23 protein-coding genes and 1 tRNA gene are annotated in these 20441 nt (G+C 66.9%); 9 read left to right on the top strand and 15 right to left on the bottom strand.

Going from position 1 to position 20441, the window contains the following annotated elements; all coding sequences use genetic code 11:
- Positions 1-52: 52 nt before the first annotated feature.
- Positions 53-985 carry a tRNA (adenosine(37)-N6)-dimethylallyltransferase MiaA gene (miaA, locus tag DAAJ005_RS13890; RefSeq protein ID WP_151847633.1) on the top strand — a complete coding sequence of 311 codons (933 nt, stop codon included), beginning with the start codon at positions 53-55 and terminating at the stop codon, positions 983-985.
- A gap of 179 nt (positions 986-1164) precedes the next feature.
- Positions 1165-2406, top strand: a complete 1242-nt coding sequence (glgC, locus tag DAAJ005_RS13885) for a glucose-1-phosphate adenylyltransferase (RefSeq protein WP_151847632.1) — start codon at positions 1165-1167, stop codon at positions 2404-2406.
- Between the two features lie 76 nt (positions 2407-2482).
- Here glgC and DAAJ005_RS13880 read toward each other — a convergent pair whose 3' ends face one another.
- The 4 genes from DAAJ005_RS13880 to rplU all read right to left on the bottom strand — a co-directional run bounded on the left by DAAJ005_RS13880 (position 2483) and on the right by rplU (position 4209).
- The gene (locus tag DAAJ005_RS13880; RefSeq protein ID WP_151847631.1) at positions 2483-3151 is read right to left on the bottom strand and encodes a thymidine kinase; all 669 of its coding nucleotides are present in this window, start codon (positions 3149-3151) and stop codon (positions 2483-2485) included.
- Positions 3152-3243: 92 nt separating this feature from the next.
- Entirely contained in the window at positions 3244-3462 is a 219-nt protein-coding gene (gene rpmE / locus DAAJ005_RS13875; RefSeq protein WP_151847630.1) for a 50S ribosomal protein L31, read from the bottom strand.
- A gap of 142 nt (positions 3463-3604) precedes the next feature.
- Positions 3605-3889 carry a 50S ribosomal protein L27 gene (rpmA, locus tag DAAJ005_RS13870; RefSeq protein WP_029483009.1) on the bottom strand — a complete coding sequence of 95 codons (285 nt, stop codon included), beginning with the start codon at positions 3887-3889 and terminating at the stop codon, positions 3605-3607.
- A 17-nt stretch (positions 3890-3906) separates the two neighbouring features.
- Entirely contained in the window at positions 3907-4209 is a 303-nt protein-coding gene (gene rplU, locus DAAJ005_RS13865) for a 50S ribosomal protein L21 (protein ID WP_029483010.1), read from the bottom strand.
- A 403-nt stretch (positions 4210-4612) separates the two neighbouring features.
- Here rplU and DAAJ005_RS13860 point away from each other — a divergent pair, with 403 nt between their 5' ends.
- The 3 genes from DAAJ005_RS13860 to DAAJ005_RS13850 are packed head-to-tail and all read left to right on the top strand — an operon-like array spanning position 4613 to position 7164.
- Positions 4613-4981, top strand: a complete 369-nt coding sequence (locus tag DAAJ005_RS13860) for a YkvA family protein (protein ID WP_151847629.1) — start codon at positions 4613-4615, stop codon at positions 4979-4981.
- Between the two features lie 52 nt (positions 4982-5033).
- The gene (locus DAAJ005_RS13855; protein WP_151847628.1) at positions 5034-5696 is read left to right on the top strand and encodes a response regulator transcription factor; all 663 of its coding nucleotides are present in this window, start codon (positions 5034-5036) and stop codon (positions 5694-5696) included.
- 40 nt (positions 5697-5736) lie between these two features.
- On the top strand, positions 5737-7164 hold the full coding sequence (locus tag DAAJ005_RS13850) for a HAMP domain-containing sensor histidine kinase (protein ID WP_151847627.1): 1428 nt from the start codon (positions 5737-5739) through the stop codon (positions 7162-7164).
- A gap of 58 nt (positions 7165-7222) precedes the next feature.
- Here DAAJ005_RS13850 and DAAJ005_RS13845 read toward each other — a convergent pair.
- From DAAJ005_RS13845 to DAAJ005_RS13830, 4 genes are all read right to left on the bottom strand, one after another.
- Positions 7223-7298: transfer RNA gene (locus DAAJ005_RS13845), tRNA-Trp, on the bottom strand.
- A gap of 127 nt (positions 7299-7425) precedes the next feature.
- Positions 7426-8016 (bottom strand): 2'-5' RNA ligase family protein, encoded by a 591-nt coding sequence (locus DAAJ005_RS13840; RefSeq protein WP_151847626.1) that lies wholly within the window; start codon positions 8014-8016, stop codon positions 7426-7428.
- A gap of 69 nt (positions 8017-8085) precedes the next feature.
- Complete coding sequence (locus DAAJ005_RS13835) at positions 8086-8772, bottom strand: metalloregulator ArsR/SmtB family transcription factor (RefSeq protein ID WP_151847625.1); 687 nt, start codon at positions 8770-8772, stop codon at positions 8086-8088.
- On the bottom strand, positions 8769-9845 hold the full coding sequence (locus DAAJ005_RS13830) for an Mrp/NBP35 family ATP-binding protein (RefSeq protein WP_151847624.1): 1077 nt from the start codon (positions 9843-9845) through the stop codon (positions 8769-8771). The genes DAAJ005_RS13835 and DAAJ005_RS13830 overlap by 4 nt, the downstream gene beginning before the upstream one ends.
- 238 nt (positions 9846-10083) lie before the next feature.
- Between DAAJ005_RS13830 and DAAJ005_RS13825 the strand changes: the two genes are divergently transcribed.
- Entirely contained in the window at positions 10084-11865 is a 1782-nt protein-coding gene (locus DAAJ005_RS13825) for a GAF domain-containing sensor histidine kinase (protein WP_151847623.1), read from the top strand.
- Positions 11866-11987: 122 nt separating this feature from the next.
- On the top strand, positions 11988-12944 hold the full coding sequence (gene ftsY / locus DAAJ005_RS13820; protein ID WP_151847622.1) for a signal recognition particle-docking protein FtsY: 957 nt from the start codon (positions 11988-11990) through the stop codon (positions 12942-12944).
- 45 nt (positions 12945-12989) lie between these two features.
- On the opposite strand, the gene bshC is transcribed toward ftsY, so the two are convergent.
- On the bottom strand, positions 12990-14546 hold the full coding sequence (gene bshC, locus DAAJ005_RS13815; RefSeq protein ID WP_151847621.1) for a bacillithiol biosynthesis cysteine-adding enzyme BshC: 1557 nt from the start codon (positions 14544-14546) through the stop codon (positions 12990-12992).
- Positions 14547-14613: 67 nt separating this feature from the next.
- Entirely contained in the window at positions 14614-15288 is a 675-nt protein-coding gene (locus DAAJ005_RS13810; protein ID WP_151847620.1) for a Crp/Fnr family transcriptional regulator, read from the bottom strand.
- Positions 15289-15470: 182 nt separating this feature from the next.
- Between DAAJ005_RS13810 and DAAJ005_RS13805 the strand changes: the two genes are divergently transcribed.
- The gene (locus DAAJ005_RS13805; protein WP_151847619.1) at positions 15471-16220 is read left to right on the top strand and encodes a WecB/TagA/CpsF family glycosyltransferase; all 750 of its coding nucleotides are present in this window, start codon (positions 15471-15473) and stop codon (positions 16218-16220) included.
- A 145-nt stretch (positions 16221-16365) separates the two neighbouring features.
- On the opposite strand, the gene DAAJ005_RS13800 is transcribed toward DAAJ005_RS13805, so the two are convergent.
- The 4 genes from DAAJ005_RS13800 to DAAJ005_RS13785 all read right to left on the bottom strand — a co-directional run bounded on the left by DAAJ005_RS13800 (position 16366) and on the right by DAAJ005_RS13785 (position 19208).
- Complete coding sequence (locus DAAJ005_RS13800; RefSeq protein ID WP_151847618.1) at positions 16366-17658, bottom strand: aspartate aminotransferase family protein; 1293 nt, start codon at positions 17656-17658, stop codon at positions 16366-16368.
- Between the two features lie 82 nt (positions 17659-17740).
- A complete protein-coding gene (locus DAAJ005_RS13795) occupies positions 17741-18217 on the bottom strand; it encodes a dUTP diphosphatase (RefSeq protein ID WP_151847617.1) in 477 nt (158 codons plus the stop codon).
- The gene (locus tag DAAJ005_RS13790) at positions 18214-18696 is read right to left on the bottom strand and encodes a DinB family protein (RefSeq protein WP_226342432.1); all 483 of its coding nucleotides are present in this window, start codon (positions 18694-18696) and stop codon (positions 18214-18216) included. The genes DAAJ005_RS13795 and DAAJ005_RS13790 overlap by 4 nt, the downstream gene beginning before the upstream one ends.
- The gene (locus DAAJ005_RS13785; protein ID WP_151847616.1) at positions 18693-19208 is read right to left on the bottom strand and encodes a DinB family protein; all 516 of its coding nucleotides are present in this window, start codon (positions 19206-19208) and stop codon (positions 18693-18695) included. The genes DAAJ005_RS13790 and DAAJ005_RS13785 overlap by 4 nt, the downstream gene beginning before the upstream one ends.
- Before the next feature lie 44 nt (positions 19209-19252).
- Between DAAJ005_RS13785 and DAAJ005_RS13780 the strand changes: the two genes are divergently transcribed.
- Positions 19253-19594, top strand: coding sequence for a DUF4180 domain-containing protein (locus DAAJ005_RS13780; RefSeq protein ID WP_151847615.1), 342 nt, complete (start codon positions 19253-19255; stop codon positions 19592-19594).
- A gap of 12 nt (positions 19595-19606) precedes the next feature.
- Here DAAJ005_RS13780 and DAAJ005_RS13775 read toward each other — a convergent pair whose 3' ends face one another.
- Positions 19607-20413, bottom strand: coding sequence for an AAC(3) family N-acetyltransferase (locus tag DAAJ005_RS13775; RefSeq protein ID WP_151847614.1), 807 nt, complete (start codon positions 20411-20413; stop codon positions 19607-19609).
- Positions 20414-20441: the final 28 nt, after the last annotated feature.

Here is a 20441-nt window from a genome sequence, read left to right as displayed (position 1 = left end):
CACACGCCCCTACACCATGCCGCCGGGCACGCCAGCGCCTAAAGTGGGAGGGATGACCCGGCTGCTCACTCCAATTCCCCTGCTGACTGCCCCCACCGCCGCCGGAAAGTCGGCCCTGGCGCTGGAACTGGCCCAAGAATTTGGTCTGGAGGTGGTCTCGGCAGACGCCTTCACGGTGTACCGGGGGCTGGACATCGGCACCGCCAAGCCCACGCCTGCCGAACGGGAGGCCGTTGCGCATCATCTGCTGGATGTGGCCGATGTGAGCGAGAACTACGACGTGGCCCGCTACGTGCAGGAGGCTGAAGCTGCCATCGCGGGTGTGCTGGAGCGTGGGCGTGTGCCGTTGGTGGTGGGCGGGACGACGTTTTATCTGACGGCCCTGCTGCGCGGCCTGCCGCTGACCCCGCCCGCCGATCCGGGGGTCCGCGCTGCTGTGGAGGCCGAACTGGCCCAGCGTGGCCTGGACGCCCTGCTGGCCGATATTACCGCCAGCGACCCAGCCGAGGCGAGGCGCATGGAGCGCAACCCCCGCCGCATCGTGCGCGCCACTGAGGTCTTCCGCCGCACCGGGCAGTATCCCGGTTCTTTCGGGAATCGCCCGCCCCGTTTTGGGTACGCCGTGACCGCCTTCACCCGGCCCGGCCCAGAGCTGGAGGCACGGATGGCCGCGCGTGTGGGGGCCATGTTCGCCGCTGGCTGGGCAGAAGAGGCCGCGTGGCTGGCCTCACAGCTTGACCCCGAAACCCTGCCACGTCCTACCGCCTGGCAGGCCCTGGGCTACCGCGAGGCGTGGGCCGTCGCTACCGGACATCTGGGCCAATCGGAGGCGACAGCGCGCGCCGTGCTGGCCTCGCGGCAGTATGCCAAGCGGCAACTGACGGCCATGCGGAGCCAGCTTGGGGCGCAGGTGCTGACGCCACAGGACGCCATAAAGCAGGTGCGGGAACATCTAGGCGCTGCCCATAAGGCGAGTGTTAATTAGACCGGGGCAGAAGAGTTCAGCCCGGCGCGGGTAGAGTGGGGACCGAGATCAATTCCAGCACCGCCCTATCCGGGGAACGCTATTTTGGGAAGGACCACCTTCTCATATCGCCGCTTATTCTCGCAGCGACTTTATCTATGGCGACGCTTTCTACAGCACCACCTTACAGGGGGTAAGACATGAAACCACGCGTACTAGGCATGATTCTGGCCGGGGGACAGGGATCGCGGCTGGCCCCGCTGACGCAGAAGCGCTCCAAACCTGCCGTGCCCTTCGGCAGCAAGTACCGCATCATCGACTTCGCCATCAACAACTTCATCAACTCGGGGCTGTTCGGCATCTACGTGCTGACCCAGTACAAGGCACAGAGCCTGACCGAGCATATTCAGCGCGGCTGGCGCTTCGGCACCTTCCTCAGCGACTACTTCATCACCCTGGTTCCGGCGCAGATGTACCGCATCGAGGAACTGGGGCCGGTGTGGTACCGGGGCACGGCGGACGCGGTGTACCAGAACCTGCACCTGCTGGACAACAACAAGGCCGATTATGTGGCGATTTTCTCCGGCGACCACATCTACAAGATGAACGTCGAACATATGATCCAGACGCATATCGACACCCGCGCCGACATCACCATCGCGGCCTACCCGATGCCGCAGGAGCAGGCCCACCAGTTTGGGATCATGCATGTGGACGAGAAATGGAAGGTCACGGACTTCCTGGAAAAGCCCGCCAACCCGCCCAGCATTCCGGGGCAGCCCGGCATCAGCCTGACCAGCATGGGCAACTACATCTTCTCGCGCCGCGCGCTGGAAGAACTGCTGGTCACCAGCATGGGCGACGGCCAGGACGGCTTCGACTTCGGCGGCGACGTGATTCCGCGCGCCCTGTCGGACGGCTACACCGTCATGGCCTATGATTTCCACAAGAACCCCATTCCCGGTCAGACCGGCCCCAACCTGTACTGGCGCGATGTGGGCACGCTGGACGCCTACTTCGAGGCCAACATGGATCTGGTCAGCGTGAACCCTGAATTCGGTTTGTACAACGCCGAGTGGCCGCTGCGGACCAGCAGCGAGTTTTCCCCACCCGCCAAATTCGTGCATGAAAGCGATGGCCGCAAGGGCCAGGCGTTCAACACCATTCTGGCCGGGGGGACCATCATCAGCGGGGGCACTGTGCGCGACAGCGTGCTGGGGCGCGGTATCCACACCCACTCGTACTCCACCGTCGAGAGCTGCGTGCTGTTCGATGAGGTGGAGGTCGGGCGGCACTCGCACCTGCGCCGCGCCATCGTGGACAAGAGCGTGGTGATCCCACCCGGCACCAAGATCGGTCTGGACCTTGATGAGGACCGGGCGCGTGGTTTTACCGTCACCGACAACGGCGTGGTGGTGGTGCCCAAGGGCTATACCTTCTAGCAGTCACAGCACACAGGAGGGGAGAGGCCACATCTGGGCTTCTCCCGCTTTTCTTGTCGTGAACTGCTGAATCGCTCTACGCCCCCACCACCTGTTCCTCGCCCTGAGATTGCGGCGTGGGCTGCCCCAGGACCGCGTGATGCACCCGGCAGCGGGCCTCGTAACTCTCCTGCGCGCCCACCAGCACCACCGCGTCGTCGTAACGCGCGGGCTGGCCGCCGATCAGGCGCTGGGAGCGGGTGGCAGGTGCGCCGCAGACCGTGCAGATGGCCGTCAGCTTTTCCACGCTCTCGGCGCGGGCCAGCAGTTGGGGCATGGGGCCGAACGGCTCGGCCCGGAAATCAAGGTCCAGTCCGGCCAGGATCACGCGCACCCCGGCGTCGGCCAGTTCCAGCGCCAGCGTCACCACCTCCGCGTCGAAGAACTGCACCTCGTCGATGCCTACCACGTCGGGCAGTGGCGGTTTTTCCGCTCCCGGTTCCGCGCCCAGCAGGCGGCCTTCGCCGGACAGGTGGGCGCGGATGTCGGCCACGCCCCGCACGGCCAGCGCCTGTACGCTGCGCCCGGCATGGCTGGCGACAGCGGAGGCGTGGTAGCGGTCATCCAGCGCGGGTTTAAAGACCAGCACGTTCTGTTTTGCAATCAGCGAGCGGGTCACGCGGCGGATCAGCTCCTCGCTCTTGCCGCTGAACATGGGGCCGACGATCACTTCGAGGTGACCGCCGTGGAAAGGAGATCTAAGCACCTGGAGAGTATGCCAAACCTGCGCCGCCTCTGGCTGATGACCATAGAAAACGCCCCACCACAGGGGCAGGGCATCTTTGAAAAACCTGGGACTTACTTCTTCTTGGTGCGGTAGCTGTCGCCGAAGCGCTTGTTGAACTTGTCCACGCGGCCTTCAGTGTCCAAGAAGCGTTCTTCGCCGGTCCAGAAGGGATGAACGCCGCTCCAGACATCGACGTGAATCTCGGGACGGGTGCTCATGGTTTCCATGATGACCTTGCCCTGAAAAATAATCTTGGTGGGAACGGCTTTGGGATGGATGTCTTTTTTCATGTGCGTGCCTCCTCCGCCACGTCACTTGTGCGTAGCGGGCAACCGCAGAAGTATACACCTGCGTGGGGTTTAATGGGAAGGGAAGCAATTCAAAAAGAGCCGGAAACCCGCAGGCCCCCGGCTCCTGCCCAGCAACTGGACTTTAGTCGGCAGCGATTTCGGTGGGTGCAGCGTTCGCGGCTTCGATGCTGATGAAGCGGCCCGTGTTGCCACGGTTGGTGAACACGACGCGGCCATGCTCCAAGGCAAACAGGGTGTGATCGCGGCCCATGCCCACGCCGGGACCGGCCTTGAACTTGGTGCCGCGCTGGCGGACCAAGATGTTTCCGGCCTTGACCACTTCGCCGCCGAACTTCTTGACGCCCAAGTACTTGGGCTGGCTGTCGCGTCCGTTCTTGGACGAACCTACGCCTTTCTTATGTGCCATATCAGTTCAGCCTCCCCTTAACCCTTGATGCCCGTGATCTTGATCGCCGTGAAATCCTGGCGGTGGCCGGTGCGGCGGCGGTACTGCACGCCGCTCTTGTACTTGCGAATGTAGATCTTGGGGCCGCGTCCGTGCTCCACCACTTCGGCACTGACCACAAATTTGCTCACGGCGTCGCCAAACAGGGTCTGGTCGCCTCCTACGAAGATGGGGGTCAGGTCCATGGTGTCGCCTGCCTCGCCCGCCAGACTTTCCACGCGGATCACGTCGCCTTCCTGCACGCGGTACTGCTTGCCGCCGGTCTGAATAATTGCAAACATCGTCTACCTTCCTTGTGCTGCCGACGCCGGAACGCTGCCTGACGTGGCCTCTCTTGCTGCCGCACCCTGGGGCGCAACACACCAACTTGGGACTTTAACACAGAACCGACACAAACGGGAACGCCCCATTGCCGGGGAAGAAAAGAACTTCCAGACAACGGGGGAGGCACGGGTCACACGGCCCGCCGGAGCAGGGCCAAAAGGTGTGTGGTGTGCGTGTTCCCGTGTCTGTGGAGGTGTCCTCGCGGTACACCTGGACTCATGTGACTGAGTCGCGCTTTCTCTTTCCTCCGGCGCGGCTGGGCTGTTGGGCCTAACCGCTGCGAAGACACAGCATAGCAAAAGGCGGGGGCGAGGGGCTGAAGACTGGAACTTCGGTTCATCGCGCCGCGTATAGAAGGGCGTGATCACCCGTCTCAAACCCATCTGGCGCGACGCGCTGGCCCTGCTGTTCGCCGTCTGGGATGCCCGCACCCCTATGACGGCGAGGCTGGGGGCGCTGCTGGCGCTGGCCTACGCCCTCAGCCCGATTGACCTGATTCCCGACGCGATTCCGGTGGTGGGCCTCGGTGATGACCTGCTGGTGGTTCCCGCGATTCTGGCGCTGGCCGCCCGTTCGCTGCCTGCGCCGGTGCTGCTCAGTGCCCGCGCCCGCAGCGCCGCGCTGCAAAGGCGGTTGCCGTGGCTCTTGCCTGCGCTTGGGGCGAGCCTGATCCTGGGAACAGGTCTGCTGGTCTGGGCACTGTGGCGAGGACTGGGTGGCGGGGGCTGAGCGGCAACTGAGCCTAACCCCTGCTTAACGCCGCCCCGTAGACTGGCCCCATATGCGCTTACTGCTGGTAGAGGACGACGCGCGCATCGCCGAGCCGACGGTGGGCGCTTTGCGCGAGGCGGGCTATGCCGTGACCTGGGCGCAGACCGGCCCCGAGGGACTGGAGGCCGCGTTGCTGGGCGACTTTCCCTTAATCGTACTGGACGTGATGTTGCCCGGTATGGACGGCTTCGAGATCGCCCGTGAACTGCGGGCGGGCGGGGTGGAGGCCGCCGTGTTGTTCCTGACCGCGCGCGGCGAACTGGCCGACCGGGTGCAGGGGCTGGATCTGGGCGGCGACGCGTATCTGGTCAAGCCCTTCGCGGTGCCGGAACTGCTGGCGACCCTGCGTGCCCTGTCACGGCGGGAGCGGGGTCAGGCCGCGCCGCAGGTCACTTTCGCGGACGGGCGCGGCACGCTGGACACCGTGGCCCGGACCGTGACCTGGGACGGCACAGAGGTGGCGGTGACGGGCCGCGAGTACTCGCTGCTGGAGGCACTGGCCCTCTCGCCCGAACGCTGGTTTACCCGTGAGGACCTGCTGGACCGCGTGTGGGGGCCGGAATTTGGTGGCGAGGCCCGCATTGTGGACGTGTACGTGCGCTATGTGCGCCGCAAACTGGCCCCCGAGGCGATCAGCAGTGAGCGTGGGCGCGGCTACCGGGTGGAACGTTGACAGGAAGTGGAGCAGGGCAGGGAAGAGGCCAGACCCCTCCATGCGCCTAACCCTGCGGCTGAGGCTGGCGCTGTTCTCGGCGCTGGCCACCGGGCTGGCCGTGCTGCTGGTGGCGACGGGACTGTTCTTTGCCGTCAACAGCTTTTTGCGGCAGGCCCAGGTAGAGCGGCTGCTGACCACCAGCGCGGTGATCGCCGTGCGACTGGAGGCGGCCCTGCAACGCGCCAGCGACCGCAACTGGCCCTTTGGGCTGGATGGCGTGGCGATCCGGCCAGCGGACCTGGAAAATCTGGCCGATACGCGCGGCGAGAACCGGGCCTTCGAGGTCCGCATTCAGGGCGTGCAGGGCGGCGAACTGTTAGACGTCCACACCACTCGCTTCCCGTCTGGCGTGCCGCTGGACCTGCCGATGGGGGTGGGAATCAGCGGCGATCAACTGCTGACCGTGCAACAACTGCGGGGCAGCAACCTGCGGCTGACCGTGATTTCGGACGCGCGCGCGCTGGGCGAGGCGCGCGAGGCGTTCACGCGGGCGCTGGCGTGGCTGCTGCCGCTGGCGCTGCTGCTGGCGCTGGGCGTGGGCTGGTGGGTGGCCGGGCGGCTGCTGCGCCCCGTGCGGACGCTGGAAAATGCGGCGCGCGAAGTCGGCGAGGGCGCACAGCTTCGCCGCCCCCTGCCCGGTGCGGGCAAGGACGACGAGCTGTCGCGGCTGGCGCTGACCCTACAAGGCACCTTTGGCCGACTGGCCGACGCCCGTGACCGTGAACAGGCGTTCATGCGCGCGGCGGCCCATGACCTGCGTTCCCCGCTGGCCGCCCTGACCGCCCGCGTGGAAGGCAGTCTGGCGCGTGACCGGGATCCCGCGCGCTACCGCAGCGACTTGCAGGAGATCGGCACCGACATCACGCGGCTGTCCACGCTAACCAACCACCTGCTGCTGCTGGCGCGCGACGCCTCGCAATTGGCCCGCGCCCCGGTGCCCCTGCGCGAGCTGGCCGCCGACGCCGTGGACCGCGCCCGCGAGCTGGTCCCTGATCTGGATGCCCCTGATGCGGATACAGAGGCGGACGTGGACCTGAGTGCCCCACAGCCCGTAACGGTACTGGGAGACCGCGTATTGCTGGGCCAGTCGATCTGGAACCTGACCATGAACGCGGTGCGCCACGCTCCCGGCGCAACTGTGACGGTGACGTTGGCAGAGGCAGATGGCTGGGCCACCGTCACTGTTCACGACGATGGCCCCGGCGTGGGGGCGGACGTGCTGGCCCGGCTGGGCGAGGCGTTTTACCGCCCGGACGCCAGCCGCAGCGGCGAGGGCCACGGCCTGGGGCTGGCATTGGCCCGCCGCGCCGCCGAGTTGCACGGCGGCACATTGACTTTGAAAAGTGCGCCGGGAGAGGGCTTCACGGCGACGTTGCGGTTGCCAGAGGAAGGGTCACTCCACCGGGATTCCACTTCTGGGCCATAGATCCGGTTCTCTCCGTCAGAGAGAAACGAAAAAACCCCGCGCAATGCGGGGTTGTGCGTGGCGGGCCCTGCAGGACTTGAACCTGCGACCCTCGGTTTTGGAGACCGATGCTCTACCAACTGAGCTAAGAACCCTCGCCAGGATGTTGCTGACCAGACACCCACCGGAAGATGGCGTCTTCTCGCGGGCCTGGACAGAGTAGCAGAGCCTGGGAAGCGGTGCAAGACGTGTGCGGCCCTTTAAGCCATTGAGCTGGGCGATTTAACTGGGCGCGGCTCCGGCCTCGGTTCTTGGCTCGTCTTCCTCGGGCGGAAGGACCAGCGGGAAGGTGTGGAGTTCCTGGACCTCGCCGCGTTCCTCGCGGGTCAGGCTCAGGGCCTGGACGGTGAAGTGGTCCAGCGGAGGCGTCAGCACCTGAACTCTGTCCCACAGCAGGTCCTCGGCCCACGGCAGAATGCCCAGCGCCAGCGTCAGGTGCGGGCGGTAGTCGGGGCCGTCGTAGGGCGCGCGGCTGGACGGGCCGATCTCCAGCATGCGGGTGTGCAGCTCGGCCAGCGCCGGGTCCAGCTCGAACTCCAGGAAGATGACGCCGCTCAGGCGTTTCCAGCCCCGCACGCGCACCTCCAGCGCCGGTTCGCCGCGCAGGCCCTCACGGAAGGCTGCCACTAGATCGGGACCGCTCAGGCTGGTCTGGAAGGGGGCGCGCAGGTTCAGGTGGGGCAGGCCGAAGCCGCTGACATTCAGCGTGGCCTGGACCCGGCGCATCCAGGTGTCCAGCACCTGCGGGGGCCAGGCCACCAGGCTGTACAGCGGCCTGTGCGGTTCGGGGAGGGGGGGCAGATGCTGGGTCATGGCAGGGAAGTCCTGGGGACCACTGTACTGTCTCATGTTCTGATCAGCTTGGGGGGCAGTAGACTGGGTTTAACCGACGATGCGGTAACGGCAGCCGCCCTGCCCGCAGGCGATGCGGGTTTCACGGACCACGGGCGCGCCCAGGAGACTGGCATACAGGTTCAATTCCGAGTCGCAGAGCTGGCTGTATTGCCGGGCCACCGCCAGATTGGGGCAATTGCGCTGGGTCAGGCACCAGTCCGCGCCGTCCTGTTCCAGCACGGGATCAAAGCCCATGTCGCCCAGCAGGGCCGCCAGCCGCCGCACCCGGTCTTCAAGCGGCAGATGGCTCGGGATTTCAGCCTGCATCCGAGCCTCGATCTCGACGTTGCGGGCGTCCAGCACCTTCAGCACCGCGCCTTGGCCGAACAGGTCTTCCACGTGGCGCAGCACGTCCACGCACAACCCGGAATAGCTGCGGGGAAACCCCGCCTCGCCCCGCTCCGTCAGGCTGAAGACATGCTGGGGCCGCCCACGCCCGCCGGGCCGTTCGGTGCGCGAGGCCAGTAGCCCCTGCTCCTGCAAGTCGCCCAGATGACGGCGCGCGGCGGGCACGCTGACCTCCAGCCGCGCGGCCAGATCCTGCGCGGTCTGCGGGCCGTGGCGCTGCACCAGCTCCAGTAGCCGCACTTTGGTGCGCTCGGGTGGGGCGGGCGGCGGCTCTGGGAGGGCCAGGGCCGCGGGAGGGGGAGGCGTGTTGCTGGACCCCGCCGTCATACGACGGTCAACTGGTCCGGCAAGTCGGCTAGGGACTGTGCCAACTCCTTGTTCACGGCCAGCACGCTGACCTGTCCGGCCAGATTGCGCGCCACACTGATTAGCGCCTGCGAGGCCGGGGTGTTCGGGTGGGCCAGCACGGCGGGAATTCCGGCGTCGGCGTCCTGGCGCACGTCCATGTCGAGGGGCACCTCGCCCAGCAGCGGGTACTGCTCGCCCAGCTTGCGGCTGCCCCCGCGCCCGAACAGGTCATAGACATTCCCGGTATCCGGCGCGACGAAGTAGCTCATGTTCTCCACCACGCCCAGCACCGGCACGCTGGCCTTGCGGAACATGTCGATGGCCCGCGCCGCGTCAATCAGGGCCACGTCCTGCGGCGTCGTGACGATCACGGCCCCGGTGACATTTACGGTCTGCGTCAGTGAAAGCTGCACGTCTCCGGTGCCAGGGGGCAGGTCCACGATCAGGTAATCCAGCTCGCCCCAGGCCGCGTCCTTGATGAACTGCTGGACTGCGCTGTGCAGCATTGGCCCGCGCCACACCAGGGCCTGTCCGGCGGGGGAGAGGTTGGCCATGCTGATGAATTTCAGGCCGTGCGCCTCCAGCGGCTGCATCTTGCGCTCGGCGTTGGCGGTCACGCGGGCCGCGCCCTGGCCCAGCATGTGCGCCACGCTGGGGCCGTACACGTCGGCGTCCAGCAGGCCCACCCGCGCGCCGTCCGCTGCCAGCGAGGCCGCCAGATTGACCGCCACGCTGCTCTTGCCCACGCCGCCCTTGCCGCTGCCCACCAGCAGAACGTGCTTGACCCCCGGCAACGCAGGCTGCGCAGCCATCCGCACGGTTGCGCCGAAGGTTACCTGCACGTCGTTCACGCCGGGAACCGCCAGCACCGCCGCGCGGACCTCGCTCTCGATCTGACCTTTCAGGGGGCAGGCGGGGGTGGTCAGGTTGACCTTGATCTGGGCCACGCCTGCCACCACTTCGGCGCGCTCGATCATGCCCAGCGAAACCAGATCGCGGTGCAGTTCGGGATCGTTCACGGTGCTGAGGGCGGCCATCACGGCGTCATGCATATGGGCTAGTAGTACCGCAAAGCCGGCCAGTGGGCAAGCCACGCGCTCACAGTGGGGGCCAGGAAGGTTGTGCTGGACGGCGGGGAGAGGCGCGGCAGTTTCGGGCCTGCATTCCGATAAGGGCCTGCGTATCAGAGGACAGTCGTGAGCCGTCTCACCCACCCAAGGCCCCCTGCCACCATCTGGCCCGCACCGAAAGTTACTGACCCCGCCGCACTTTCCCCTCTAGACTGGGGCCATGACCGAGCTTCCTGCCACCCGCAGACCGCCCGCCCGGCCCCCTGCCGTGCCGCGCGCGCCGCTGTCGGACCGGGTGCGGCTGGTTCGCAACCTGCTGCCGCCACTGATCGTGCTGGTGGTGGGCGCGGTGGAACTGACTATCTCGCTGCTGGGCAACGGGCAGCGTGAGCTGTGGGCGCACCTGTTGTTCTACGGTCTGGTAGGCCCCGCCGCGACTTTTTTCAGCGTGGAGTGGATCGCCGAGGGCACCCGTGCCCGCGAACGCGCCGAGCTTGAATTGCGTGACCTGTACGGGCAGCTCAGCGCCTCTCACGGGCGCTTGCAGGGGGTGCAGGAATTGATGCGCGACCTGGGCGGCGCACCTGATCTGGGCGCAGTGCTGGAGGTGGCGGTGCGCGGCGCGGTGCGCGTGACTGGGGCCACCCACGCCACCCTGACCGTGCCCGGTGGCCTCAGCGGCACGGCGCGCGGCGAAACATTGCTCAGCGCCCCCAGCGCCGCCCTGCACCCGTTGAAGGTCAGTGTTCCCGGTGGTGGCGCGCTGCTGCTGCACTTCGAGACCCCGCCCAGCGCCGATACGGCAGAACTGGCGCAGGCGCTGGCTGCCGAAGTGGCGACGGGCGTGGAAGCCGCCCGCCAGCGCACTCTGGACCTGATGACCCTGTACAGCGTGGACCAGAGCATTCGCGCCGAGCGCAACATGCGCCGTCTGCTGTCGCGCGTGACGGGTACGATGGCAGGCCGGGTGGGTGCCGAGGCCCGCGCGGCGTATCTGAGCGACGAGGACGGCGTGCTGCGGCTGGAATACGCCCAGGACCGGCGCGGTGAGGTCAGTGGTGGTGGTGGGATGAGCGGCGACGGAGCCAGCCGGAACGACGTGCCCGGCGGCGGCGTGGCCCCGGCCTTCGCCGCGCGGGTGGCGCAGTCCAGCGGGCCGCTGATCGTGACCGGGGCCGAGGCGTGTCAGGTGTTCCCCGAGGCCCGCAGCGTGCTGGGGCTGCCTATGCGCGACGAGGAGGGACTGGTGGGCGTGCTGATGCTGGGCGATCCGCGTGAGGGGGTGTTCGAGGCGGCCCGCGTGTCGCTGCTGGCTTTAATGGCCGGGCAGGCCACCCTGGCGGTCCGCAACGCCCGCGCCTACCTGTATTCCGAGGAACTGGCGATCAGCGACGAGCGCGCCCGGATTGCCCGCGAGATCCACGACGGTGTGGCGCAGTCGCTGGCCTTCGCGGCCCTCAAGCTGGACGTGGTGGCCCGCAAAATGCACAGCGATCCCGAACTGGCCGAGGCGGACGTGCGCGCGGCCACGGCACTGCTGCGCGAGCAGATCAAGGAAGTGCGGCGCAGCATCTTCGCGCTGCGGCCCATCGATCTGGAACGTTACGGCCTGCTGGAAACGGTGCGCCGCTACGTGCTGGACTTTGGCGAGCAGAACAACATGAAAAGCAGTCTGGACGTGACCGGCGAGGTGCATCTCTCGCCCGGCGACGAGGCCGTGGTCTTCCGCATTTTGCAAGAGAGCCTGAACAATGTCGCCAAGCATGCCCGCGCGGGCGAGGTGCGCGTGACCCTGGACGGCGGCGCGCGGCGGGTTCTCCTGAGTGTGAAGGACGACGGCGCGGGCTTTGACTTGGAGGCGGTCACTGGACGGGTTAGCAGTGCGGGCGGCCTGGGCCTGACCCAGATGCGCGAACGCCTGGAGGCCAGGGGCGGCCAGTACCGCGTCCTCAGCATGCCGGGCCGGGGCACCACCATCGAGGCGGAGATGCCGCAAGCGTAAGTCTCCACGCTGGAAATTCTGACCGCTCATTGCCCTTTTGCCCCCGGCAGCGGGCGCTATGGTGGGGGCATGATCGCCCCATTCTTTTCCTGCCCGACACCTGCTCCCGCCGGGGACCGTCCGTGAGCTGGCTCGAACGCCTGCGCAGCGGCCTGAGCAAGACCCGCGCGCAGATCAACGAGACCGCCGGATTCATGGGCAACGACGTCAAGGACGTGTTCAACAACCGTCTGGACACCATCGAAGACCTGGAATACGCATTGATCGCTGCCGACGTGGGCCGCGCTGCCACCGAGGAAATTCTGGAGGACGTGCGCCGCAGCGAGGGCAAGAACATGCAGCAGGCGCTGATGGACGCCCTGACCCTGCAATTGGAGCCCAACGCCAGCCGCGCCGAGTTCCGCAAACTGGGCTTCGCGCCGCAGGCCAGCCGCGTGTCGGTGCAGCCGAACGGGCATGTGATCATGGTGATCGGCGTCAACGGGGTGGGCAAGACCACCACCATCGCCAAGCTGGGCCAGTACTACATGGGCCGGGGCAATAGCGTGATGTTCGCCGCCGGAGACACCTTCCGCGCCGCTGCTGGGGCACAACTGGGCGAGTGGGGGGACCGGCTGGGCGTGCCCGTGGTGCAGGGCACCGATGGCGGTGACCCCGCCGCCGTGGCCTACGACGCCGCCACTGCCCGCGCCGCCCGTGGCACGGATCTGCTGTTCGTGGACACCGCCGGACGCCTGCACAACAAGCACAACCTGATGGAAGAGTTGAAGAAGGTGCGCCGCGTGATCGAGAAGGCCGATCCCGGCGAACCCGCCGAGGTCTGGCTGGTGCTGGACGCCGTGACCGGGCAGAACGGCTTGCAACAGGCCAAGAAGTTCCACGAATCCACTCCCCTGACCGGCGTGATCGTTACCAAGCTGGACGGCACGGCCAAGGGCGGCATCCTGATTCCCATCGTGCGCGAACTGGGCGTGCCTATTAAATTCATCGGTGTGGGCGAGAGCGCGGGCGACCTGCAACCCTTCGACAGCCAGGAATTCGTGCGGGCGCTGTTCGATGTGGAAGTGCCGAAGGAATAGGCGAGCAGTGGGGAGGAACGACGTTCTCACTCCTCCCCGTCTTGGTTACGGAATCTCGATTTCTCCCCGCCACCCCGGCTCCAGCGCCAGCAGTAGCTCCAACGGTTTCTCGCCGTGCTTGAGCAGGTAGGTCAGGAAATTCATCTCGCGTTCCTGGGGTGTGCCGTTCGGTAGCAGGTGTGCCTTGAGCCGGGTGAGTTGCCCGCTGCGGTCATTTTCCTGACGTGCCAGGGCGCGCACCGCTTGGGTCTGGAGGCGGCCCACCCGCCCGATCACGCGGGAGCGGGTGCGCTCTGCCGCGCCGACGAGAGTGGGATCAAGGGCGGCAATTTCGTCCATCACGGCGCGGAGCTGGGCGTCTATCTCCGCCAGTTTCTCGGATGTGACCGCCGCCGCGCCGCGTTCACGGGCCAGGGCGCGGCCCAGGACGCCTTCGGGATCGGCCTGAACCTCGGCGGCGGTTGCGCCCAGTCGCCTCAGTAGACGGGCCACGTTCGGCTCCAGCCACGTCACGGTCAGGCGCGGCCACAGCAACGGCTGCTTCAGGCCGTGTAGTTCGTAGACTTCCCGCAGTTGCGCTCCATACGCGATTTCCCCCGGTCCCACCACGAAGGCCAGCGTGGGTAGCAGCGCGTCCTGCACTGCCGGGCGCAGGCCCGCCGCTGGAGTGATCCGGCTGGGATCGGCCTCCAGCACAGCCAGCAATTCGGTGCGGGTGTACTCGCGGCTCTCGGTGCTGAAGGTCTGTCCGTCCAGTTTCAGGAGTCGCCGCTGGCCACCCTCTTCCTCGATAAACAGGTTTGTCGCTCCTGCCGCGCGGCGCAGTTGCGGCACGAAGCCCTGTGCCGTCAGTCGCGCCGCAGCGTTCTCAATAGCTTTCGAGGAGGCCAGCGGGTTCTGTAATTCACGCGCCAGGGTGGGGGCCATCAACCGGGCTATCGTGGGGTGCAGGGGGTCCAGAACGACTAATCCGGCAGGGGAGAGCAGACCGTGAATCAGGCGGGCAAAGACATCGGCGTAACTGCCGCCCGCCTCTACCGCCCGTACCAGCCGCGCCCGCACGGCGGCGATGTATTCGAGCGGCGCATCGAAAGCGTCCAGCAGGGCCAGCGCCTGAGCGGTCCATTCCTGCTGCCACGGCACGCGGCCCACCGGCACACCTTCGGGCACGTCCAGGGTCAGGTGGTGCAGCACTTCTGCCATGTCCAGAAGACTGGTGCTGGCCACCTCTGCCGCGTCGTGGTCCTGGCTGGCCACCCAGTACACGGCCACCACCGGGACATCTTCGGTGTTCAGGCTGCGGGCCAGCAGCGCGGCGTCTGCGCCCTTATGGACGCTGTAGGCCGGGCCGGTCAGTGCCCCCGCCTGCTGCCCGGTCACGACGACTCTGGAGGCAGGGTGGGCCAGCCGTGACAGCGCCTCCTCCACAGTCCTGTCCAGCGTTCCCAGACCCTGGTGATACTGGCGCAAAGCCTCTGCCAGCGCCCCCCGGTCAATATCTGGCCTGACCTCGACCTGAGCCTGTTTCATTGCGTCCACCGGCAGGCGGAAGAACTCTTCCAGCCCTCCGGCCCTGTATTCCGCCGCTATATTCCGCGCCATACTGCCCATTCCTTCCCGCCCCGGCGCAAACCGGGGACCAGTTGCTGATTTATCTCAAAAGCCCTGCCTAGCGCAGCGATTCCCGCGAAGCCCTTTGCAGACCTCCCTTGTCGGTCAGGATAATACGGCGGTAGCCCAGGTCCAGCAGCCCACGCGTGCGGAAGTCTCCCAGCAGCTTGGTAATCGTCTCACGCGTGCTGCCCACCACATAGGCCAGGTCCTGGTGCGAAACGCGGTCTTTCAGGGCAATTGGCCCTTCCTCCGGCCAGCCGCCCTCGCGTTCGGCCAGATTCAGCAGCGCCAGCGCCAGCCGCTGCGAGACCTCTAAAAAGACCAGCCCGGACAGACGTTCCTGCACGCCCCGCGTCTGGCGGGTGATCTGCTCGGTCAGGGCCACGCCCACGGGAGGCTGCGCGCCCGTCAGGCGGTGCAGGGCGTCCTGGCCCAGCATCAGGGCCTCCACGTCGTCCATCGCCTCGCCGTAGACGTTGTAGCTCTCGCCGGGGGTCAGGGCCGAGACACCCAGCAGCGCGCCGGGGCCATGCACGTCCAGCGTGACCTCGCGCGCCCCGGACCCCAGGCGGTACAGCCGCACCGCGCCGCGCAGGATCACAAACAGCGTCTCGGCGGCGTCTTCCGGGTGAAACAGCAGCCCGGCCCGCGCCCAGCGCCCCACCCGCCCCGCCGCCATGACCTGTGCCTGCGCCGTCTCAGGCAGGGTTCCAAATGCTCCGGGCAACATATGTAGGTCAGTATGCCGCAATTGGTGCGGGGGAACGCAAGCGGGGGCGCAGTGCCAGGGGAGGAACGCCGTTGCTGGGCGGTTTCCCAGGGTATTTTCTGCGGCGCACTCTTTCTGGTCCCTCCCCCGAAGCCAAGAAACAGACGCCCCTGTAGGACGCGAACGTTTAGAATCCTTCTCGAATGTCCTCTCCTGCCCCCCGCCCGCGCCTGTGGCTGTTTGGTCTGCCGCTGGACGTGATTGATCTGCAAGGCACGCTGACGCTGCTGGGCGGCTGGCTGGCGGACCCGGCCCGCGCGCCGCACACCGTCGTCACCCTGAACCCGGAAATTATCGTGCAGTCGCGCAGTCATCCTGAATTTGCCCAGGCCGTTCAGGACGCCGATCTGGTCACGGCGGACGGCGTGGGCATTGTGTACGCGGCCAAACAGCTTCACAGTCAGGAGGTGCCGCGCGCCCCGGGCTTCGATATCGTCACGGGCCTGATGGAAGAACACGGCGCGGAATTGCGAGTGTTCTTCCTGGGCGCAAAACCCGGTGTGGCCGAGGCCGCCGCGCAGAACGCAGCCCGCGATTACGGCGTCACGGTGGCTGGAATCCACCACGGCTACTTCGGCCCGGAGGACGACGAGCGGGTGGCCCGGCTGGTGGGCGAAAGCGGCGCGAATCTGCTGCTGACCGCGATGGGCGCGGGACGGCAGGAGGTCTTTAACCAGCAGTGGCGCGGCGTGCTGGGCGTCCCAGTGATGATCGGCTGCGGCGGCGTGATTGACGTGCTGGCCGGAACAGCGGTGCTGGCCCCCGCCTGGACCCGCAAACTGGGCGTGGAATGGGTCTGGCGCGTCGCCGGGGACCGCAAGCGTTGGAACCGTGCGCCCCGATTGCTGAATTTTGTGCGTCTGGTGGGGGCGGAGAAGCGGCGGAAACGGTAGATGGGGTGTGGGCTGTAGGGTGTGGGAAAACATGGGAAGCGGTGCGCAGGTCGCGGCGGTTTTTATCCCCTCGCCCCTTGTGGGAGAGGGAGGGAGGCGCGCAGCGCCGGAAGGGTGAGGGGGCGTGTGACCAGCGTTTCCGCCCTCAGCCCCGCGTGTCTGCCAAGGCCCCGTCCAGACCCGCCAGCATTTCCTCCACCTCCGCCGCCGTGATGCTCAGCGGTGGCCCCAGCAGCAGGTGATCGCCACGCACGCCGTCCACCGCGCCGGAGCCGGGGTAGGTGATCAGGCCGCGTGCCCGCGCCGCCGTTGCCACCCGGTCCGCCAGCCCCGGAGTCTCGAACGCCTGTCCGGTTGTGGGATCGCCCAGGACCAGTCCCAGCAGCAGCCCGTGACCGCGCGCCTCTAAAACCTGCGGGTATTTCGCCTTCAACGCCTGTAAACCTCCAAGAAGCTGAGCGCCCCGTTCGTTTGCCGCTTCCACAAGCTGTTCATCCTCGACGATGTCCAGCACGCTCAGGCCCGCCGCCACGCTGATCGGGTGGCCCGCGTAGGTAAAGCCGTGTTTGAAGGCCCCGGAGCCGTTCATCACAGTGTCGTGGACGCTGGGGCTGGCCATTAATCCGGCCAGGGGGGCGTATCCGGCGGCCAGCCCCTTGCCCAGCACCACGATGTCGGGTGTCACCTCTCCGCCCAGCCGCACGGCCAGCGGCGTTCCGCAGCGGCCCATGCCGCACATGACCTCGTCGGCAATGAACAGCACGCCGTATTCTCGGCAGATTTCGACAATTCGTGCGTGATAGCCCGTATTCGGGGCCAGTGCTGCGTCCGAAGCGCCCACCACTGGCTCGCACATGAAGGCGGCCACCGTGTCTGGTCCCAGTTCTTCCAGTAGTATCCGCAAGCGTTCGGCATCCTGTTCGCCGGACAGTTCCGGGTCAGGCTTGGCGAGTTTGGGCCACGCGGCCTCGTTCATCAGCGGCGTGTACAGCTCGCGCCGCGCGCCCATGCCGGACGCCGCCAGCGCCCCCAGCGACGCGCCGTGGTAACTGGGCCTGCGCGTGACGATGCGGTAGCGCCCCGTCTCACCCCGCTCGGCGTGGTATTGGCGGGCCAGTTTAATGGCGCTCTCGGTGGCCTCCGAACCGCCGGAGACGGCCCAGAAGCGGAAATCGGGCAGCCCCAGAAAGACGGCGAGGCGGGAGGCGTACTCCTCCAGCACATCGCTTGAAAACTGCGAACCGTGGACAAAGGCCAGCCGCCGCGCCTGCGCCGCCATCGCGTCTGCCACCGCCGCCCGCCCATGCCCGATGTTGGCGACCAGCGCGCCGGAACTGCCGTCCAGATAGCGCTTTCCGCTGTCGTCGAAGATGTAGACGCCCTCCGCATGGCTGGCGACAGGGTAGGGTTTGCGCGAGCGGTAGAAGACGTTGGACATGGGGCTATCCTAGAGTTGAATGGGCCTGGAATTGAATGGGGCCAGGGTTGAACGAGATCAGGGTTGAATGCGGTCAGCCGCCTCAGCGTCCGGTGTGGCCGTGCCCGCCCTGACGTTCGGGGCCAGCCGCGAAGTCGTCGCCATCGGCTAGCAGGTACTTCGTGAAGATGGCCTGCGCGATGCGGTCTCCCGCCCCCGCCGTGAATGTCTCCGGGCCGATGTTGTGTAGCGAGAGGCGGATGTTGCCGTCGTTGGCAGCATTGGCGTAATAGTCGGCGTCCACGATGCCCACCGTGTTCGTGAGCATCACCCCGCGCAGGCCCACGGACGAGCGCGGGTAGACCGACAGAACCTCGTCTGGCTGCATATAGACCTTGAGATCGGTGACGACAATGGCAGTGGCCGCAGGCGGGAGCGTGAAGCCCGTCGGCGTATGCAGATCGTATCCGGCAGAGTGACGTGAACCCCGGCTGGGCAGGTGAATCTCGGTATTTGGGTGTGTGCGGTGTGCGTCAGACACCACCTCGAAGCCGCGCTCTCTGCTGTTCTGCTGCGTCACCACGTATCGCCCCCACCCGGCGGCGGCCACAGCCCCAGCGCCTGCCGGACGGCCACCACCTGCCCCAGATGGTAGACGCTGTGTCCAGCGTAGGTGGTCAGCAGGGCGGCGTGGGGCACGCCCTCGCGGTTCAGGGCGGCGCAGAGTTCGGAATCGCGGGCGTGGGCACGCAATGTTGCGGCGTCTCGCAGGAAGGTGACCCGCAGGGTTTCCCAGTCGCCCGGCGTGGGCCAGCCCCCGGCGGCGTGTTCGGGCGTGGCGGGTTGCTTCCCGGCCAGCGTGTCCAGCAGATGCGCCTGCCAGAACTGGACGTGCGCCACCAGTTGCGCGGCGCTGTGGGGCAGATGCTCAGGAACGCGCGTGGCGTCCCCTGCCTCCAGCCCTTCCAGCGCGTGTTCCCAGGACACGTTGGCCGGGCCGCCCAGATACAGATTGCCCACTGCCTTGCTGAAGATTCCGCCCGTCTGAGCCTCGCTCACCAGCTATCGCCTCCTCCGGGGGGGGGCCACGCGCCCAGCAACTGCCGCACGGTCACGATCTGCCCAAAATGGTGGGCGGTGTGCAGCGCGAAGTCGGCCAGAAGCTCGCCAATCGTTTCCTCGTGGTTGACCGGGTTGGCCAGATCGGGCCTTGAAGCGTGCGCGTCCACGCGGGCCAGCAACTCGTAGAACTCGTTCTTCACGCGCCCCCAGTCGTCGGCTTCCACTTCCGGCCAGGTGTCGGCGGCGTGGGTGGGGTAGGGCTGGGCCTGTCCCATCTCGATGGTGTCCAGCATCCAGCGGTTCCACCAGTTCACATGCGCCAGCAGCCCCAGCACGCTGTGCGGCAGTCCGTCCGGCACACGAGCCGCCGTCTTTGCATCCAGGCCACTCAGGCTGGCCTCCACCCCCACGAACGCCTGCCCGCCCCGGAACAGTTTGGGCAGCAGGCGGGCAAAGGCCAGTTGGGCGCGTTCGCTGCGGTTGTCGGGAATGTGGTCAGAAGAGGTCATGCGCTCAGTTTCGCAGACACAGGCTTTGTTACGCTGCATTCAGCATGAACCCAGATGAAGCCCCCAGAATTCAGACCGTCCGTGAATTGGGCCTCTCCCTGCGTGGTCTAGACGACATCCACACCCTGATCGGCGCGGCCTACGGTCTGGACGGCCTGATCCTGACTGAAGCGGACCTTTCGCCGGAGTTCCTCGATCTGAAGACCGGGCTGGCGGGCGAGGCGTTCCAGAAGTTCACCAATTACCGCCTGCGCGTGGCGCTGGTGCTGCCGGATTTCACGGCGCACGGCGAACGTTTTGCGGAACTGGCCCACGAACATTCATTCCACCCGCTGATCCGTTTTGTTCATAACGAGGAGGAGGCGTGGGCGTGGCTCAGTTCCTGATGCAGTGAAGCCTTACAGCCCCACATGCAGCCGGGGCTTCAGCCCGTCACGCCGCACCGTCTGACGCACTTCCTGACAGCGGCAGCCCTTGTACTGACACAGCAATGCCTCGGGGTCGCGCTGGAGCAGGCGCACGGTGCTGTCTACCAGATCGCGCACGCGGTACAGTCGCAGCGTGGACGGGCCGACGCGCGCCGAGCGGAACTTAAACTCCATCTCCGGCAGCAGGTTGTCGAAATCCGCCGAGCAGTTGGGAAAGGCGGTGGGCAACACCTGACCGTCCAGCGGCACGTAGCGCGTCAGCATCGGGATTCCGGCCAGATACTCACCGTAATGGACGCTGGTGTTGCTGCCGAAATCCACACCGATCAGCAGCGCGTAGCCGTTCAGGTCATACAGCGCCCCGATGGGCTGGTACGGGCTGTTCAGCAACTGGGCCGCCGTGATCCGCGCCGCCTCGTCTCCCAGCGCCACGAAGCTGAGGGTGGGGTGAAACGAGCGCAGGGCGTCGCGCCGCTCCACCAGTTCCTGCGACACCCGCCCGATGTCGCGGCTGACGCGGGTGTCGCGGTGGAATTTGGTGTGAGCCACGCTGCTGGGCCGGTTGAGCAGCGTGTTATAGCTGAAGGCTGGGGCCACCAGCGTGGCCGTGCGCCGCCACAGCGTATCCACCAATGTCCGGGGGCCGCCGTCCAGCGTGCCAAAGGACTTCAGGCTGGCGTGGACGATCAGGTGCTGCGTGCCGTCCAGTCCCAGCGCGGCCAGACCCTCATCGAGTTCGGCGGCATGGACAGCGGGCTTCCGCAGCAGATTCAGCACAGCCCATAGTTTAGCGGCCCGGCGCGGG

This window comes from Deinococcus sp. AJ005 (assembly GCF_009017495.1).
Taxonomy (GTDB): Bacteria; Deinococcota; Deinococci; order Deinococcales; family Deinococcaceae; genus Deinococcus.
This window is presented reverse-complemented; position numbering and strand designations above follow the sequence as displayed.

Coding starts and splice junctions, on each gene's coding strand:
- DAAJ005_RS13830 (WP_151847624.1), bottom strand. CDS start 9,845: ATGCATGACGCCGTGATGGCCGCCCTCAGCACCGTGAACGATCCCGAA.
- rplU (WP_029483010.1), bottom strand. CDS start 4,209: ATGTTTGCAATTATTCAGACCGGCGGCAAGCAGTACCGCGTGCAGGAA.
- DAAJ005_RS13805 (WP_151847619.1), top strand. CDS start 15,471: ATGTCCTCTCCTGCCCCCCGCCCGCGCCTGTGGCTGTTTGGTCTGCCG.
- DAAJ005_RS13800 (WP_151847618.1), bottom strand. CDS start 17,658: ATGTCCAACGTCTTCTACCGCTCGCGCAAACCCTACCCTGTCGCCAGC.
- DAAJ005_RS13855 (WP_151847628.1), top strand. CDS start 5,034: ATGCGCTTACTGCTGGTAGAGGACGACGCGCGCATCGCCGAGCCGACG.
- DAAJ005_RS13835 (WP_151847625.1), bottom strand. CDS start 8,772: ATGACGGCGGGGTCCAGCAACACGCCTCCCCCTCCCGCGGCCCTGGCC.
- DAAJ005_RS13810 (WP_151847620.1), bottom strand. CDS start 15,288: ATGTTGCCCGGAGCATTTGGAACCCTGCCTGAGACGGCGCAGGCACAG.
- DAAJ005_RS13780 (WP_151847615.1), top strand. CDS start 19,253: ATGAACCCAGATGAAGCCCCCAGAATTCAGACCGTCCGTGAATTGGGC.
- DAAJ005_RS13825 (WP_151847623.1), top strand. CDS start 10,084: ATGACCGAGCTTCCTGCCACCCGCAGACCGCCCGCCCGGCCCCCTGCC.
- glgC (WP_151847632.1), top strand. CDS start 1,165: ATGAAACCACGCGTACTAGGCATGATTCTGGCCGGGGGACAGGGATCG.
- DAAJ005_RS13785 (WP_151847616.1), bottom strand. CDS start 19,208: ATGACCTCTTCTGACCACATTCCCGACAACCGCAGCGAACGCGCCCAA.
- rpmA (WP_029483009.1), bottom strand. CDS start 3,889: ATGGCACATAAGAAAGGCGTAGGTTCGTCCAAGAACGGACGCGACAGC.
- bshC (WP_151847621.1), bottom strand. CDS start 14,546: ATGGCGCGGAATATAGCGGCGGAATACAGGGCCGGAGGGCTGGAAGAG.
- rpmE (WP_151847630.1), bottom strand. CDS start 3,462: ATGAAAAAAGACATCCATCCCAAAGCCGTTCCCACCAAGATTATTTTT.
- miaA (WP_151847633.1), top strand. CDS start 53: ATGACCCGGCTGCTCACTCCAATTCCCCTGCTGACTGCCCCCACCGCC.
- DAAJ005_RS13840 (WP_151847626.1), bottom strand. CDS start 8,016: ATGACCCAGCATCTGCCCCCCCTCCCCGAACCGCACAGGCCGCTGTAC.
- DAAJ005_RS13850 (WP_151847627.1), top strand. CDS start 5,737: ATGCGCCTAACCCTGCGGCTGAGGCTGGCGCTGTTCTCGGCGCTGGCC.